Origin of the sequence: Noviherbaspirillum soli (assembly GCF_015352955.1) — a bacterium.
Taxonomy (GTDB): Bacteria; Pseudomonadota; Gammaproteobacteria; order Burkholderiales; family Burkholderiaceae_D; genus Noviherbaspirillum_A; species Noviherbaspirillum_A soli.
Map to the genome: position 1 here is coordinate 110,027 of NZ_JACYOX010000013.1, position 15,434 is coordinate 125,460.

Consider the following 15,434-nt stretch of genomic DNA (forward strand, 5'->3'; position numbering starts at 1 on the left):
GCCCTTAATTTTGTAAAAACTTTTAAGCCTTACACTTTGGCTTACAGGAGGTGTTATGAGCGACAAGCGATATACGGAAGAGTTCAGGAACAACGACGGGATCGGATGTGTGCCATATCGGGGAAGGCGCTAGCCCTTCAAATAAAGACTGATAGCGGACGGTTACTTATGTATCGCGTCACTCAGATAACATATAATTTGCAGAACTTCTGACACACGTACTAATTTCAACGCTTATACTACCGGTTGTCTCTATATATATGGATAACGGCATGAAATTTATATCTGCATCTTTTAGTATCCAATAAATTACGACTGAACATTTCAAAAAAATTAAAAAATATTGTTCCCTCATGTTGACTAGTACAATTCACACGTGCACTGCTGCAGATCACGAGGCTATTGTTCCAGCTTAGAATAACGCGATAACATAAACCACTGATGAGATCACAAGGAAAAAGAAAAACAAACGGTGGTGGCCGTGGACAAGCCGAAGAAATGTTTCGGCGCTACCTCCACTCCCACCGCAACCTTAGAGCAGGCCTTAGTATTGCTCGGGACAAAACTGACGCTCGAGTTTACCCTCGGATTGTTTCGGATCTTAGCAAACAAAAAATATATGCAAATTTATTAGTAGGCAATGCATTTCCTGAAAATTTCTCTCGGTTTCAGTTAAAGGATCGCTTACAGCGAACAAGTACGGAAAAAGAGTTTATATGGACCGCATCCGTACTTTCGGTGTTTCTGCCGCAACTTCAGCAATTTGTAAAACTTAAATTACATTACGAAATTGCGTTTGCAGATGGGAACTTCTCACAGGCAGCAACTGCACTCGATTCTATTGAATCAAAATTAGGCGTATCGCTTTGGCTAATTGCAAATAGACTTCAATTGCTACAGCTTCAGTCAGGATTAAAGGCACAAAAAGATTATCTTGAGCAGACAATCACGGTCGAAGGACTAAACGAGTTCGTTGCATATGTTGCTTACTACTTCAGCTACCGAAGCGAAGAAAACGTCTCTCTCTCCACCCTTGAGATTGAAATCGAAAATCTTGTCAAAATGGGCGAGATGGGGGAATTTTTCCGATATCTTTTATTACCATACGATATTACACAAATCCGAGATATATCGGCTCCGTTAACTTGGTCAGAGCCGTACCCGATTGTGGATCGATTTCAGGTATTGGTGTCAATGATTCAGCTTAAATTGGCGCGCGAAGGAACGAGTAGCAATGCATATTTAAAAAAATGTCTTCTATTGTTGGAGAATGTTTCTGACTCCCGTATTGAACGCTTATTAAACGTCTATGATGGCTCGCACTCTAAGATCGCCGAAAGTTCTCTTGATAGCTACGATGCATATACAATCGGGAAATACAATGAAGTCTTAACTAACTCTCCGGACACCGTAGAACTCGTTGCTCGAACGCGTGCGTCCCTTTCATCGGAGAATAATACTTCTCAATCCTCTTTTCTGATACAGACTCAAGAGTCGATGAAAGATGTCTTGCTACTAGCGAGGAATCATCAGCAAGCGATCTCCCAGTTAAAAAAGCTCGCGTTAACTTTTTCCCATCATCCTCTTGGACAGCAGATCGCATCTTTTGTGGAGCGCAAACATGAACATATCTTCGTTAAAGAATACAGTGAATTAGACAAACTCGCGGCGCTTACGGGGGCAAGCGATAATCCTTGGAATGCTGCGCTGCTCGCCAAAATAAATTGTTCACGCGACTATATCGATGAACTACTTTCGTCTCATAGCAATTCGCCGGCACTGCGAATACAAAAAGCACTGGACCTGCCATTAGAAGAAGCTAACCTCGTTCTGGATGATATAGGACTGCCAAAATATCGGAAAGCCATCTACAAAGGTCACGTTGCATTCCATCATAGGGATTATAAAAACGCGACAGCTTGCTTTAAAGAAGCTGTGGATTGTGGGAATAAATACATTCAAACCCGTGCAAAAGCTTATTTGTTCAATGCATTATTTGCGCAGGGGCAGCTAGTGGATAGTCTTAGATTAGCAGTCGACCATTGCCTCCAGAACTCGAATGCATTTAGGCTCTATCCGTTAGAAGAATTGGCTAGAGCCTGCCTAAATGAAAATGTAGCGACGGCCGATCTTGCCTTTCCCATTTTGCTTCATATTACTGCGCGACAAATTCATCCAAAATGGGAGCAAGAACTTTCAGACGTTTTTGAGAATACGCTCTATGAACTAAGAGTTGAAAGTCCAATCTCACTTGTAAGTTTAGTTGAAAAGTTCGATAAAATCCGGCTTATCTATTTTTTACGCTTTATATGCGTGCCGCGCATCTTTGATGACACGACACTTTTTGAAAGCGTTAGCGCTATTGAGAACGAGCGAATTTTAATATGTCAAAACCTTATTTTACTAGATCCATCGAACTCAGAAATTTACGCTGCAGAGATTAAATCGATCACGAGAGATGCAAAAGTAGCAGAGCTATTCCAACAAGTCGAAGAAAGTAAAATTTATGTTGATGAAGATGGAATTTATAGCGCAGTAGAGGATGTTCTGCGGGATGCCTACGCACGGTATATTCAAATGTTAAAGCATCCTTCACTGGATTACCAAGCGGATAAGATAACTAAACGGATCGAAGTCCTTTTGGGGGAAAACGCGCCATCAGATTTTAAGAATCTTAAGCTTCCTGCATCTGAGAAAGAAGGTTTATTCATTTCAATATGCAACGAATTTATCACTCAATTTGCGACAAATCCAGCTTTTGGCTTAGACACCCATTTTAGCACCACTATACGACACGGAGCATTTGAAGGTCATGTGAGAAGCCCATTGGCTGCTCACGACCTGTTATTGCAAAAATCAAATGATTCGGATGAACACATCTTGCCAGAACGTTGGCAACAGGCATTTACAGAAATATCACCAGAAGATAAGGATTTTTTGCGTAAACAGCTCGCCAAGTTCACTGTTAAAGTAGAAGAGTTAGAACGAACATATCGGAAAGACTATTTACAGGTACGAGGTGATCCGAGTATTCATGGAATGTTTGACTTCGTAGTGACGCGGGAAGAGCGGTTAGAGTTTATGAATGCCCTTACGGAGAGTACACCATTCGACGATTTCATTGAGCGGCTATTCGCGTTTGCGTGGCACTTGACCGATCGATCAATGGAAAAAATACGAGAACGACTTCGCGGTCCTTTTTTATCTGAAATTAACCACGCTGCTGATCTGTTAATAAGCGCCATTGAACGACGTATTACTCGCGACAAGGCTGTTGTTGTAACAGACAGCGTCGTCCGTGCCAAGACGGATTTACAGGTAGCAGTTGAAAATATTTGCGGCTGGTTCAGGCGACCTACCGATTTTCAACGAGCGCCTTTTGACATAGACCTCGCAATTGGAGTTGCGTTAAAGCAAATAGAAAATTGCTACGCAAAGGATGCAATTTCTCCTCGGCTAAGCATATCCTCGGATAAAAAAATTCCCGGAAAATATTTAGACGGAACTGTCGAAGTCCTTTTTATTCTGTTACAAAATGTTGTACGACATAGTGGATTTTCGAACCAAACAAACGAGGTCAAGATAATTGTTGTTCAAGACAGTCTTGGTCTAGATATTGAGATTGAAAATAAAATTTCGCCTTCTATCAATATCTATTCGCATAAACGTTTGGGCGAAGAAGCCGTCGAACGGTATAGTAAAGATACTGCTCTGAAAATGGCGAGAAGCGAAGGAGGATCTGGGCTTTCGAAGATTTGGCGTATTCTTGAGTTTGATTTCAAAGCGACTCATGCTCTCCAAATAATTGTATCTGATAATCACTCATTTAACGTTAGACTTTCCATCCGTGATATGGAGACCTTTGTGTGAAAACATACCTGGTTGAAGATGACGCTTTAAAAGCAAAGCGGCTTACTGGTTTTATTACCGAAAAATACCCATTTCTTCATATCCAAAAGTTTGCAAGTTTTCAGAGCGGGTTGCGTGCATTGGAGGAGTCACTACCAGATTTGCTTATCTTAGATATGACCCTCCCTACCTTTGATCGCCAGCCAAATCAGAGAGAAGGACGAATTCGTCCTCTCGGTGGATATGAGTTGATGCGGAAACTCAAACTGCGCAATCTTTTTCCTCATGTGATTGTAGTAACCCAATTGGAAACGTTTGGCGATGGGAAGGATAAAGTTTCATTTGCGGATATTAGTACACAATGCAAAAGAGACTTTGGACCTATGTTTATCGGTAGTGTTTATTTCCGGCAAGATGAAGCTACTTGGCAGGCTGAACTTGAACGGCTTATTGACGTTTTAGTAGAACCGAAAAATGATTAAAATATTGATTGTAGAGGACGAGTTTGAGAAACGGCGGCTTTTAGTAGAAACTTTGCTACAAGTTAATCTTATTAGCATCAACGATATTGAGCATGCATCTGACGTTTTCGCTGCCAAAAAATTGATTCAGCGTACCCGTTATGATTTAGTGATTCTTGATCTAAATATTCCGGCACGCGCAGATAAGCTACCAGAGGTAGGTGCTGGGTTAGACATTTTAAGATTCGTACGTCTAAACCATTCTGCAATTTCGCCTCGGTATATCGTGGGCATGTCAGCATATGATGATGCTATGGTAGCAGCTAAAGATGATTTCGCTCTATCACTTTGGAAATTACTTAAATTTTCTCACACTGATCTCAGTTGGCAGAGTCCGTTAAAACAGTCAGTCGAATATCTAATTGAGCAAAATCGTCCACCTTATCCTAATGACGGCAGGACCTATCACACTGACCTTGGAATAGTCGTTGCTCTTGAGGGAGAAGAGCTGGAAGGATTGAAGAGTATACATGCAAACTGGCAACAAGTCAGTGTGCCATATGACCACTCACGGTATATCCGCGGAACTTTCAATAATGGACAGCGCGAAATAGACGTTGTAGCTGTTGCAGCTGCAAAAATGGGAATGCCACCTGCAGCTGTCGTTGCATCAAAGCTAATCCACAATTTTCGCCCACGCTATCTCGCCATCGTGGGAATATGCGCTGGTGTTCGCGGAAAAACGAATCTTGGAGACATTTTAATCGCTGACCCTTGCTTCGATTGGGGCAGCGGCAAATGGGTGCGGGATGCAGATACAACGAAGCTCAGATTTCGCCCAGCCCCTTATCCATGGCGGCTAGATGAAGCGCTTCGTTCTGCCGCCGTTCAAGTATCAGAAATCCCAGGTGTTATTGATAAAATTTATGATTCCTTTGAGGGTGTGCGTCCTCCCAACCGGCCGGCCGTAAAAATAGATGCGATGGCGAGCGGCGGCTCTGTATTACAAGCGACGGAATTAATGGATGATGTTCGTGATCAGCATAAAAATTTGGTGGGTGTAGAAATGGAAAGTTACGCTGTTTTTACCGCAGCAGAATATGCAGCTGATCCCAGACCGGAATGTATCTCTATAAAGGCGGTATGTGATTTTGGTGATGATGAAAAAAGCGATGATTATCATACTTTTGCTGCTCATGCAAGCGCCCATTTCTTACATGAGCTAGCAACTCTTAAGCTTTTTAATGATAGTTAATCTTTTTATTAACTACGTCTACGATTCTATTCCAAGAGATATTTCGAAAATGGGAATTATCAGCAGAGAAGATTTGATGTTTAACGAAATAAGACATATTTAAGCCGAGAATAGAGGAGGCTAGCTGAATCGTAAAATAGAGACCGGGATGTCTCCTTTCGCCTGTGAATTCAACTGGTGGATGCAACACACTAAAGACTGCGTAAGCAGAAGGAGTGTTGCAAATGAAGCAGAGGCCACGGATTTATTACACGGAAAGCCAGAAAGCTCTGATGTGGGAACACTGGCAAAAAGGCGATTCGCTCCAGCAAATCGCGCAGCTGTTTGATCGCAAACATTCGTCAATTGAACGAATCTTGGCAGAGACCGGCGGCATCCGTCCGGCGCCGCGGCGCCGATCTCGTCTGGCGCTTACCTTGGCTGAACGCGAAGAAATCTCCCGCGCGATTGCAACAGGTGAATCAATTCGATCGATCGCGAAATCCCTGGGACGGGCACCGTCGACCATCAGCCGCGAGATCCACCGTAACGGTGGGGAGGAACGCTATCGGGCAGCGCAAGCCGAGCAGGCTGCCTGGGAACGGGCTCGCCGTCCCAAGACCTGTAAACTGGTCGTCAACCGAGCGCTGGCGCGCATGGTGGCCGCCAGGCTTCGATTGCTGTGGTCGCCAGAACAGATCGCTGGCTGGCTGAAACAGGCGTATCCAAATGACGAGTGCTTTCAAGTGTCACACGAGACCATTTATCGCAGCCTCTTTATCCAGGCCCGTGGTGCTCTGAAGAAGGAATTGCTGGCGCATTTGCGACGGACCCGAATCATGCGTCGCTCGCGCCATCACACTCAGAAATCAGACAATCACGGCAGAATTCTGGATACCGTATCCATCAGCGAGCGTCCGGCTACGGTGGAAGACCGGGCTGTTCCGGGGCACTGGGAAGGCGACCTGCTCTTTGGAAGCAAGAATAGCCAGATTGCGACCTTGGTCGAGCGGCAAACGCGCTACGCGATGCTGGTGAAGGTGGCAGGCAAGGATACCCAGACCGTCATCGACGCGCTCATCAGGCATGCGCGCAAGCTGCCGGAAGAGCTCTACCAATCCTTGACGTGGGATCGTGGCAAGGAAATGGCCGACCATAAGCGGTTTACACTGGCAACCGATATCCAGGTGTATTTCTGTGATCCGCACCATCCGTGGCAGCGTGGGTCGAATGAAAATACAAACGGCTTATTAAGGCAGTATTTCCCCAAGGGGATCGATCTGTCGAGTTACACGCAGGCGAACCTCAATGCCATTGCGAGGCAATTAAATGAACGGCCGCGAAAAACGTTAAATTACGAAACGCCCGCTCAGCGGTTTCACCAATCTGTTGCGTCGATCGGTTGAATCCACACCGTAAACCAGACTATCAGGAGTAAATTATTTCTCTGGCAAGATTGGGGGAGGGCGTGGGCCGAGATAAAGTCAGTGTGCGGCATCGCAGTTTTCCGTGCTTCTCCCTCGCCATCATTGGAGCGGAAAAATATTATTGGAATGTCAAGGGTGGCCGAAAATGTGCTGGCAGTGTGCCAAGCTCCTTTGATTGGGGACTTCTGCGAAAGGAAGATTGCGCATGGAAAAGCCGACTGTTGCTCCCCAAGTCTTGAGGGATCAGACCCGCGCCGTGCTCCTAGCCGCGCTGCTCGGCAACTTCGGCCTGCATCATTTCTACCTTCGCCAGCGCTTCCCGGGAACGTTATACCTCCTGTTTTGTTGGAGTGGCGTACCGGGCGTGCTTGCTTCGCTAGAAGCTTGCCGCTATGGACTCATGAGCACGGAAGCTTGGGCCGAACTCTATAACGGAGGCACGTTGGGCAAACCGATGCCGCGCTGGTTGCCACTCGTTCTGGTTGGCACCCCGCTTGCGATTCTTGCCGCTATACTCGCCGCGATGTACATGGGATACGACTTTTGAGCAATGCAGCACATCCCTTTGCGCCATGTTTATCCCGGCGTAGCGACCCCGAGAAGTTGTGGTCACGGTACAGAGCGCAGACGCTGGAGCAAACTGGTGCCGGCTATCTTGTTTCGGCCTGACTCACGCCACGCGCCAATCGATTCCGCAATAGCCGGGATAATTTAGACGGCGTGGTGAGGTAGCCAGGCCCGAATACGCCTCAATAGACACAGCCAGCCAAGCGCAGATTAAGTGTGTATATAATTGATTTAAGTGCTCCCACTGTTCTAAATGACAACATTCTTTCAAGAGCTGGTCCCAAACGTGGAAAGAAATCCCCCCGTCTGTTTTATTTGAACGACGACATGCCCGCCAAGCATTTTCTAGCCGTGCTAGGATTTGCCGCCTGTTTTAAGAGGCTTTCAATGACGACGACTCGTATTTCGCCGACTCAGGTGCAAGCCAACGGCTATATCTATGTTTTTGAAGACGACGAGGAAGCTGATGACTTCCAAGCGTGCGCTACCGGAGTAGATGTGGCTTACTGCGAGCTAGAGCATGCTGTGATTAGCAAATTGCCAGTAGAAGCCGTCCGCCATGCTTGGCGTTCATAAGATCAAACCAGCAGGATATAAGTGTTTCTTGCCGGTTTGTATGCGCTGAAGCTTCAAGCACAATTGAAACAATGTTGAACCATCTTACTCATGAGGTGAAAGAGAGGTAAGTTTAAGTATAACAGTCTTTGTTACTTAATTTTACATAAATATGATTATCGGATTTTTCTTATAGGAAATTATTTCGATTGATCAGTCCCAATATGTGCCCGATGAGTTCGTACCATGTAACGGCACATCCTTTTAGGCCGCCCGTCTGGATGGCTTTGTACGGACCACGACGTTCGGCTTGGCTGCGTTCCGCTTTTCTTGGTTGGGCTGCCCAGCTTCTCCGTCTATAGGCGCGATGGTCGAGATGGCATGCTTATAGACCAACTGCGTCGTCGTGCTTTTCACCGCAACGATGTAATTATCGAAAAAGTCCACTTGTCCCTGCAGCCGGATGCCATTCACCAGATAAATGGCGACCGGCGTTTCGTCCTCTTGGAGGTCCTGCAGGAACTTATTCTGTAAAGCATGCAATGGTCGTTCCATCGTTATTCCTTTATACCTGCTTCAGTCAGCACAGCACGGTTTCTGAAACCGATTGCATGGCAGCGTAATAACGCATCCATTTTGCCGAACCAGCCATCGATTACCGTATCGTGGATCCGTTATATGCCTGCTCCAGCAGGCGTCGCGGTGTAACCCCGCTGAATCCGCTGTTGGGCGTATCGAGCCAGGTCATCAGCCAACGCTCCGCCTCAATCCTACCGGCACACCCGCCGGCCGTAATCATCGACTGAACCAGGATTAACAACTCAGCCACTTCATCCTGGTCATCCCTTCGCTTATGCATCGCTTCCATGGCAAACTTTTCAACTTGCATCACCTATCCTCGTTGAATACGGATTCTGACGCTTCCTTCCGGAAACAGCGTTCATTTCTATGCCGCTAAACGGCATACGGCGCCGTGATCCACCGGTAATCGATCCTGGCGAAGCGAGCCATGCATCAAGTTGTGTTATCACCCCGTCCATGCCGCCATCTAGCCGAATATACCGATGCCGCAGCAGGCGGCTCAACAAGGCATCTGTACCAACAGAAATTTCCTCACGCAGCGCGATAATGCGCTGACAGTGTCCAAATCGCCGGACGTCCGACAGGGCCTCTGCCTGGACGATCGTCAGATGGAGTTGCGGATAACGTTGGCGCAGTCCCTCAAAATCAGAACCCGGCGTGCTGACCAAGCCAATCTTGGGCTTGAAATCACTATCTGCAGACGGCGGAAGCTTGGGATCGAAAAGGGGCTGGACATCGAGTTCATCACACTCCTCATGATCCTCATACGGTGCAACATCGATATTGACCCTTTTCACGTCGGCGTCATCAGTGCGGCGCTGCTCGCCAGTTGAATTGTCAGGCCTGGAGTTGAGTTGCCTCTCCTCGACAATGGGTCCATGCACTGCTCCTTCACGTCGGAACACGACCGGAGATGGAGCTTGGCTGGATGCAACCGGCAGAGTGGCCCTTAGGCCGTGAGCAGAAATGACTTTCACAATGGCTTTGGCGAATTCTTCACAAATCATCAAAAGGAAAGGACGCGCCGCTTCCATCAAGCCAGGTATAGGGACACGTTGCAGCGACTGAGCGGAATCTTCGATCGCCTGGTGCATCGACCTGCCCCCTTGCTTTTCGGGAATCCTGTCTCCATCAGCCGTCTGGTCCGCAGGTAATTCCGCCCTTTCATGCATCTGATCCCTTGCCTCAAGCTCTCGGTCTAGGGCGAGGGCAACTTTTGCTGCTGTCTCTGAGGTAGTCCGTCGCTTTTCACTCACTTCCGCCTTTTCTGCACAAGGGACTACCTGTTCTCCATCGGGTACCAACTGAGTCACCTCTTCCAGCCGTGCCCGTATGCCCGCGAATCCCTGTGCAATCGACCCGAGTTTTCGGTGGCGGTCGTTCGGCAGCACTTCCTGCGCGACAAACACGTCCCTGGCTTTAATCTTTTGCACATCGAGCGCCCCCATCGGCTCCCCACCTTGTTTTGCGCAAAGGTGGCGAGCAAGCATGTGCCATTCGTCCTCTGTCCAGCGAATCAGCGTGGACACGGTTTTTTGATCGGTATCGTTCGGCATTTCTTGAATCGAAAAAATAGCGTAGAAATTGTTTGCAAAGTTAGGCAACAGTCTTGGTCGCCGATGCCCGATGTCTGTTTCATCTATAGATCCATGCTCAAGCGAGTTCTCACAGGAGGCGCCAGTGTAATTACAACGGCTCATCACCGCGGCACACTATTTGTGCGGTCAAACATCGCTTGATGAGCGCAGTGTAATTGGCGACGGATCCCAACAGATCAGTATAAAACTTGTCGCAAAATGGGCACCACGGTGCAAACAACCACCGGCGGAGCTGGTCGAAAGAATTTCCTGGATGCACTAACATAGCCGGATGCGCCCTCTTCGCCTCTTTCGTATTTTATGTCATCCCGTGGACTGCTTCCCAAACGCCTGGCTCGATCATTCCCTGCTGCGGGAGCAAAAGATATTGACTCGCCGCTTGCGCGCGCACGGCGTGTGCCACGGAGAAAATATAGGATAGCCCCGAGCGGCTATATCGTGCGAAAGAAACCGCGCTAAATAGGCAGCTCTATACTTGAATCCGATCACGATTCCTGTCGGATAGCGTTGTGGAACGCCTCTGAGTGCCTATCACGCGGCCAGGGCCATCACGCCTTTATGCAGGACCATGCGCCATCGCTGCAGTATCTGCTCCACTATTTTTCCCAGCAGGCGCACCATGCGAGCCAGCTTGAGCGTCGATCGCGTACTGTTCCGGTGCCCCCACCAACCATCCCGGCCGGCGCCCATGCCCGGTCCACGTCTTATCGGAGTTCGGGTCCCGGTATTTTGCTGCCCCTGGAACTGCCGTCTTCTTTTCCATTTGGGTCGTGGAGCCTCTTGGAGACCGCTTGGCCACGCGCGGGCTTTCCTCTGCCGTTTTTGACTTGACGGACGAGGATGCCGACTTGGCGGCGCGCCGCTTCTTCCCCTTGTCCTCGGATTGCACCGCCGTCGCCTGTTTCGGTTTTCGTCCGCGCTTGCCTTTTCCATCCGCTCCATTGCCAGCCGTAAGTCTTGGCATACTTCCCTTCTGTGCCTGGGAAGCGCCACGCAACGCCGTTCTCGAATTATCCACCGAATTAATTTGTTCCAGCGCCTTCTCTAATTCGGATACCTGATCGCTCCATAGAGCCAGGACAGAACGAGCATGCTCCAAGTCTGCCTGGATCAGGGCGCGTGCCGACGCCAAATTACTGATCATTCTTTTCTCCTCACTGAATGTTCCACCATCACGACGATACTTTGTAGCAGCATCCATAAACAGCTTAGCAGCAATAATGAAAAGTGATAGTCGATAGGCGCACGATCGATCGCATTAGGCATGTCAACTCCCATCCCTTACAATGCGCCTATCAAAACACCTTCAGTGCTTTTCTCATTACGCTCCAGAGGCAGCTAGTGGCTCCCAGCACGAGTTTAAAGGAACGAATCATGGCAACAGCCGCAAAAGCAGCAAAGAAAGACAGCAGGCCCAATGCCGGTTTCATGAAGCCGGTCACGCCATCGAGTGCGTTGGCCGCAGTGATTGGCGCCGAAGCGGTGCCCCGTACCGAAATTACAAAGAAGGTCTGGGACTATATCAAGGCGAACAAGCTGCAAGACGCGGCAAACAAGCGCAACATCAATGCCGACGCGAAATTGCAAGCCGTATTCGATGGGAAAAAGCAAGTGACCATGTTTGAGATGACGAAGCTGATTTCAGCGCATCTGAAGTAACATCAACAGTAGCCTATCGCTCGCTTTCTCTATAATCATGTTTCGACGTCGGCTACGCGTAGTGGGCAGGCGCCGACTCGCCTTCCCCTACTCCACCGCTTGAAGTTACGGGCCGCTCCGTAGAGCGCCCATTTCCATGGGTCCTGTGTGCCTGATGATGTTCAGCAACCGAAGCTAATGCAAGAGAACAAAGGCCAATTGAACGATAGTTACAAGCAGCCTCAGGCTGACGGACTTCCCCCGCACGAACGAGCATGGGCAATGCTATCGGTCTCCATTGGCGTAGGCATGGCTTCTCTCGATACAGCCATCGCTAATACCGCGCTTCCTGCTATGGCAGAACAGTTACATGCAACGCCGGCTGCATCGGTCTGGATCGTCAATATCTACCATCTAGCGATGGTGGCGACGCTTTTGCCCTTTGCCGCCTGGAGTGAAACTGTCGGATATCGACGTATGTGCATTGCGGGCATTGCCTTGTTTACGGTTGCATCATTCGCCTGCGCCATGGCATGGTCACTGCCCGCCCTAGTGACAGCCCGGCTTCTTCAAGGACTAGGGGCAAGCGCCTTGATGAGCGTAAATGGCGCGTTACTGCGAATGATTTATCCAGCGCGCCTGAGAGGAAGAGGATTTGGCACCAACGCCCTAGTCGTTGCCATCGGCTTCGCATTGGGCCCGTCCGTCGCGTCGTTGATATTGTCGTGGTGGTCGTGGCCATGGCTCTTCGCCATCAATGTTCCGTTAGGCATCATCGCTGTCTTCCTGGGCCTGCGCGTGTTGCCACAGTCGCGGTCACATAACAGCAGGATTGATGTGATGGCAGCGTTGTACGCCATGGGTGCGTTCGGTCTACTCATTCTGGCACTGAGCGACGCAGCGCACCTGGCATCAATACCGACAATTGTTGTCGAATTTGGCTTGGCTGCCATGTTCTTTGTGCTGTTGCTCTGGCGAGAGGTAGGCAAAGAGGCGCCCATTCTTCCTACGGATTTATTTCGTCGAGCGGCGTTTGCTTTGTCTTCGCTGACTGCGGTATGTACCTTTGCCTGCCAAAGCCTGGCTTTCGTATCCCTACCCTTTTATTTTGAAACCGTATTAAATCGCTCGCCGGTGGAAACGGGCTTTTTGATGACGCCTTGGGCGATCTTCGTCGGTATCATGGCACCCATTGCAGGACGTCTGAGTGACCGCTATGCCCCGGGCCTCCTTGGGGGCATTGGTCTTTCGGTTCTGGCGGGCGGGATGGTATCGCTGTACCATCTTCCACCTCAGTCCACCGCACTTGCCATCAGCTGGCGCATGGCCGTCTGTGGGATTGGTTTCGGTTTTTTTCAAGCACCCAATTTGAAGGCAATCATGGGAAGTGCGCCACCCCACCGCAGTGGCGGCGCCAGTGGCATCATCGCGATATCGCGACTGACTGGTCAAGCGATCGGTGCAGCTCTGGTCGCGTTGTGCCTGAGTCTGTCTCCACATCAGGGCTCGAGCTATGCGCTGTTACTGGGCGCGTTGTTTGCCTCCCTTGCCTGTATTGTTAGTTTTTCCAGATTGTTTGTTACACCCACTCCAGCGGATTAGTCCAAGAACTTGATCAAGACACAATGATCACTTGCCTACGTTGCTAGCGCCGGTACGCGTTGCGGTCGACGCTGTGTCCCTGAAACAGGCTTTGCCAGGTGCAGACGGCACGAACCAAGTTTCAGAATAATCATGAGCGATTCACTAAAACGTTTTCAAGACCATATGATGACCGCAGCTTATCAGTGACCAAGCTGTTGCGATGTAACTGTTAGGCTTGTCTAGCAAGCCGCGTTACGAATAATGAGGGGTAACCGCCCAACGGCATAACGCTGGCGAAAATGCTTACGCTCAGCGGCAATGATGGATTTCAATCAGCCAAGGCCTGACAGGCCTTCGGCAGCAACACGCTGCTTCTCTATCCATAGAACGATCCGAATCGACAACCGATTCTTGCTATCGACGCATATACCTGTTGATGCCGTTTTTAAAAGGGCCTGGACACGAAGCCGTCGGTTCAACGAACTTCTCGAAGGGCTGCAGTACAGCGGAAAGCGGTCATCACTTGGATGGAAGATGTCAAAACGTTAGAGGTACCACCACCATTACGACAGCCAGCCACGTCTTGTCCTACTGAAGTCTGGCAGTGCGCATAATGGGGCTTTTTAAATTCTGTTGCTCCGCCCCGTATCCGCGCAAACCGTATGTGTCCCACCTGCGTATAATTCCACTCAGAAATAAATGTGGGCAGAAGCAATGTGCAATGAAGAAGTATCCTGGAACCTTGAAGCCTCACTCGAAGGGCTCAAACAGATCATTCAAGCCACGAAAGTTCACGTCCAGAATCTGGAACACGAATGCGACTTGCTTGCTGCTGGCTATCGTGCGGCGGTAGAGAAATGCGATGCATTGGAAGCCAGCACAAGAGGCCTGGCAACGCAGAACCGATCACAACAGTCGGATTAGCATCCATGCGCCGCTATATCCTTTTGCAATACATGCATGGTCAAAAGGCAGATGATCCATCAAGTATGGCCGGCACATTTGACGATCTCCAAGAAGCACAAGGTGCAGCAGGAGAAAGATTGCACGACATCAATGAGATCATCGACACCGATAATTGGACCCTCGTGTGGCGCTTCAGTAAGTACGGCACGAACTTTTAAAAAATTGATATATGTGCAACTTCTTACTTTGCAATGTGCCTTTCTTTTCAGAAAGCTACTATTTGTACAACCAAATTTGTAGGCTTGATGTTAAACAGCCGAGCTATAGTCAGAAGTGGTGTACGGGCTGATGCCTGAAGGCGGGAGGAAGGCGGTGGAAGTTTTTGTTGGAGAATTTGATTGTCTAGGCCAAATCAACCAACAGAGGAAACTCCCACCATGCGCAAGGATAAGCAAGACGTAGCCATTGGTCCACCGGAAATTGGCATATCGCTGGACGAACTGGTGCGTCGCGGCGCCCGGCAAGTCATCCAGCAAGTGATTGAACTGGAGCTGGCGGCACTGCTGGAGCAGTACGCTAACGTGCGAACCCTGTCAGGCAAGCGAGCCGTTGTGCGCAATGGCTATCTGCCCGAGCGCGACGTGCTCACGGCAGCCGGGCCGGTGTCGGTCAGGGTACCGAAGGTACGCGACCGCTCGGGGGCGGGCGTAAAGTTCCATTCGTCGGTAGTGCTTCCCTATATCAGGAAGTCGCCGCGTGTATCGGCAGCACTGCCCTGGCTGTACCTCAAGGGCATTTCGACGGGCGACATGAGCGAAGCGCTGTCGGTGCTGTTGGGCGAGGAAGCCAGGGGCCTGTCGGCCACGTGGTCAGCCGCCTCAAAGCGCAGTGGTCGGACGAATGGCAGCAGTGGGACCGGCGGGACCTGAGCGCTGCCCGCTATGTGTACTGGTGGGCCGACGGCATCCATACCGGCGTGCGGAGCGAAGGCGGCGATGGGCAATGCCTGCTGGTGATTGTGGGCGTCACACCG

At 49.5% G+C, this 15,434-nt stretch carries 14 protein-coding genes and 1 pseudogene; 11 read left to right on the forward strand and 4 right to left on the reverse strand.

The features are described from left to right. Nucleotides 1–441 precede the first annotated feature (441 nt). The 6 genes from IGW04_RS12255 (at nt 442) to IGW04_RS12280 (ending at nt 8,114) form a co-directional block, all read left to right on the forward strand. Entirely contained in the window at nt 442–3,870 is a 3,429-nt protein-coding gene (locus IGW04_RS12255) for a hypothetical protein (protein WP_194713357.1), read from the forward strand. Beyond that, entirely contained in the window at nt 3,867–4,331 is a 465-nt protein-coding gene (locus IGW04_RS12260; RefSeq protein WP_194713358.1) for a response regulator, read from the forward strand. The genes IGW04_RS12255 and IGW04_RS12260 overlap by 4 nt, the downstream gene beginning before the upstream one ends. Then, complete coding sequence (locus tag IGW04_RS12265) at nt 4,324–5,565, forward strand: phosphorylase family protein (protein WP_194713359.1); 1,242 nt, start codon at nt 4,324–4,326, stop codon at nt 5,563–5,565. Before IGW04_RS12260 ends, IGW04_RS12265 begins: the two co-directional genes overlap by 8 nt. Before the next feature lie 224 nt (nt 5,566–5,789). Then, nucleotides 5,790–6,950 carry an IS30 family transposase gene (locus tag IGW04_RS12270; protein WP_194713360.1) on the forward strand — a complete coding sequence of 387 codons (1,161 nt, stop codon included), beginning with the start codon at nt 5,790–5,792 and terminating at the stop codon, nt 6,948–6,950. 226 nt (nt 6,951–7,176) lie between these two features. Then, nucleotides 7,177–7,518, forward strand: a complete 342-nt coding sequence (locus IGW04_RS12275; RefSeq protein ID WP_194713361.1) for a TM2 domain-containing protein — start codon at nt 7,177–7,179, stop codon at nt 7,516–7,518. A gap of 347 nt (nt 7,519–7,865) precedes the next feature. Beyond that, the gene (locus IGW04_RS12280; protein ID WP_194713362.1) at nt 7,866–8,114 is read left to right on the forward strand and encodes a hypothetical protein; all 249 of its coding nucleotides are present in this window, start codon (nt 7,866–7,868) and stop codon (nt 8,112–8,114) included. Between the two features lie 243 nt (nt 8,115–8,357). Here IGW04_RS12280 and hfq read toward each other — a convergent pair whose 3' ends face one another. The 4 genes from hfq to IGW04_RS12300 form a co-directional block, all read right to left on the reverse strand. Beyond that, entirely contained in the window at nt 8,358–8,648 is a 291-nt protein-coding gene (gene hfq, locus IGW04_RS12285; RefSeq protein WP_194713363.1) for an RNA chaperone Hfq, read from the reverse strand. A gap of 100 nt (nt 8,649–8,748) precedes the next feature. After that, nucleotides 8,749–8,982, reverse strand: a complete 234-nt coding sequence (locus tag IGW04_RS12290) for a hypothetical protein (RefSeq protein WP_194713364.1) — start codon at nt 8,980–8,982, stop codon at nt 8,749–8,751. Beyond that, nucleotides 8,972–10,375, reverse strand: a complete 1,404-nt coding sequence (locus tag IGW04_RS12295; protein WP_194713365.1) for a hypothetical protein — start codon at nt 10,373–10,375, stop codon at nt 8,972–8,974. The genes IGW04_RS12290 and IGW04_RS12295 overlap by 11 nt, the downstream gene beginning before the upstream one ends. Before the next feature lie 454 nt (nt 10,376–10,829). Beyond that, entirely contained in the window at nt 10,830–11,474 is a 645-nt protein-coding gene (locus IGW04_RS12300) for an H-NS family nucleoid-associated regulatory protein (protein ID WP_194713366.1), read from the reverse strand. Nucleotides 11,475–11,647: 173 nt separating this feature from the next. Here IGW04_RS12300 and IGW04_RS12305 point away from each other — a divergent pair, with 173 nt between their 5' ends. The 5 genes and pseudogenes from IGW04_RS12305 to IGW04_RS12325 form a co-directional block, all read left to right on the forward strand. Further along, nucleotides 11,648–11,932, forward strand: a complete 285-nt coding sequence (locus IGW04_RS12305) for an SWIB/MDM2 domain-containing protein (RefSeq protein ID WP_194713367.1) — start codon at nt 11,648–11,650, stop codon at nt 11,930–11,932. 177 nt (nt 11,933–12,109) lie between these two features. Then, nucleotides 12,110–13,513, forward strand: coding sequence for an MFS transporter (locus tag IGW04_RS12310; protein ID WP_194713368.1), 1,404 nt, complete (start codon nt 12,110–12,112; stop codon nt 13,511–13,513). Nucleotides 13,514–14,194: 681 nt separating this feature from the next. After that, nucleotides 14,195–14,419, forward strand: coding sequence for a hypothetical protein (locus tag IGW04_RS12315; RefSeq protein ID WP_194713369.1), 225 nt, complete (start codon nt 14,195–14,197; stop codon nt 14,417–14,419). Nucleotides 14,420–14,424: 5 nt separating this feature from the next. Next, the gene (locus IGW04_RS12320; protein ID WP_194713370.1) at nt 14,425–14,619 is read left to right on the forward strand and encodes a hypothetical protein; all 195 of its coding nucleotides are present in this window, start codon (nt 14,425–14,427) and stop codon (nt 14,617–14,619) included. A gap of 219 nt (nt 14,620–14,838) precedes the next feature. Beyond that, a pseudogene (locus IGW04_RS12325) lies at nt 14,839–15,434 on the forward strand (transposase); the annotation flags it as partial.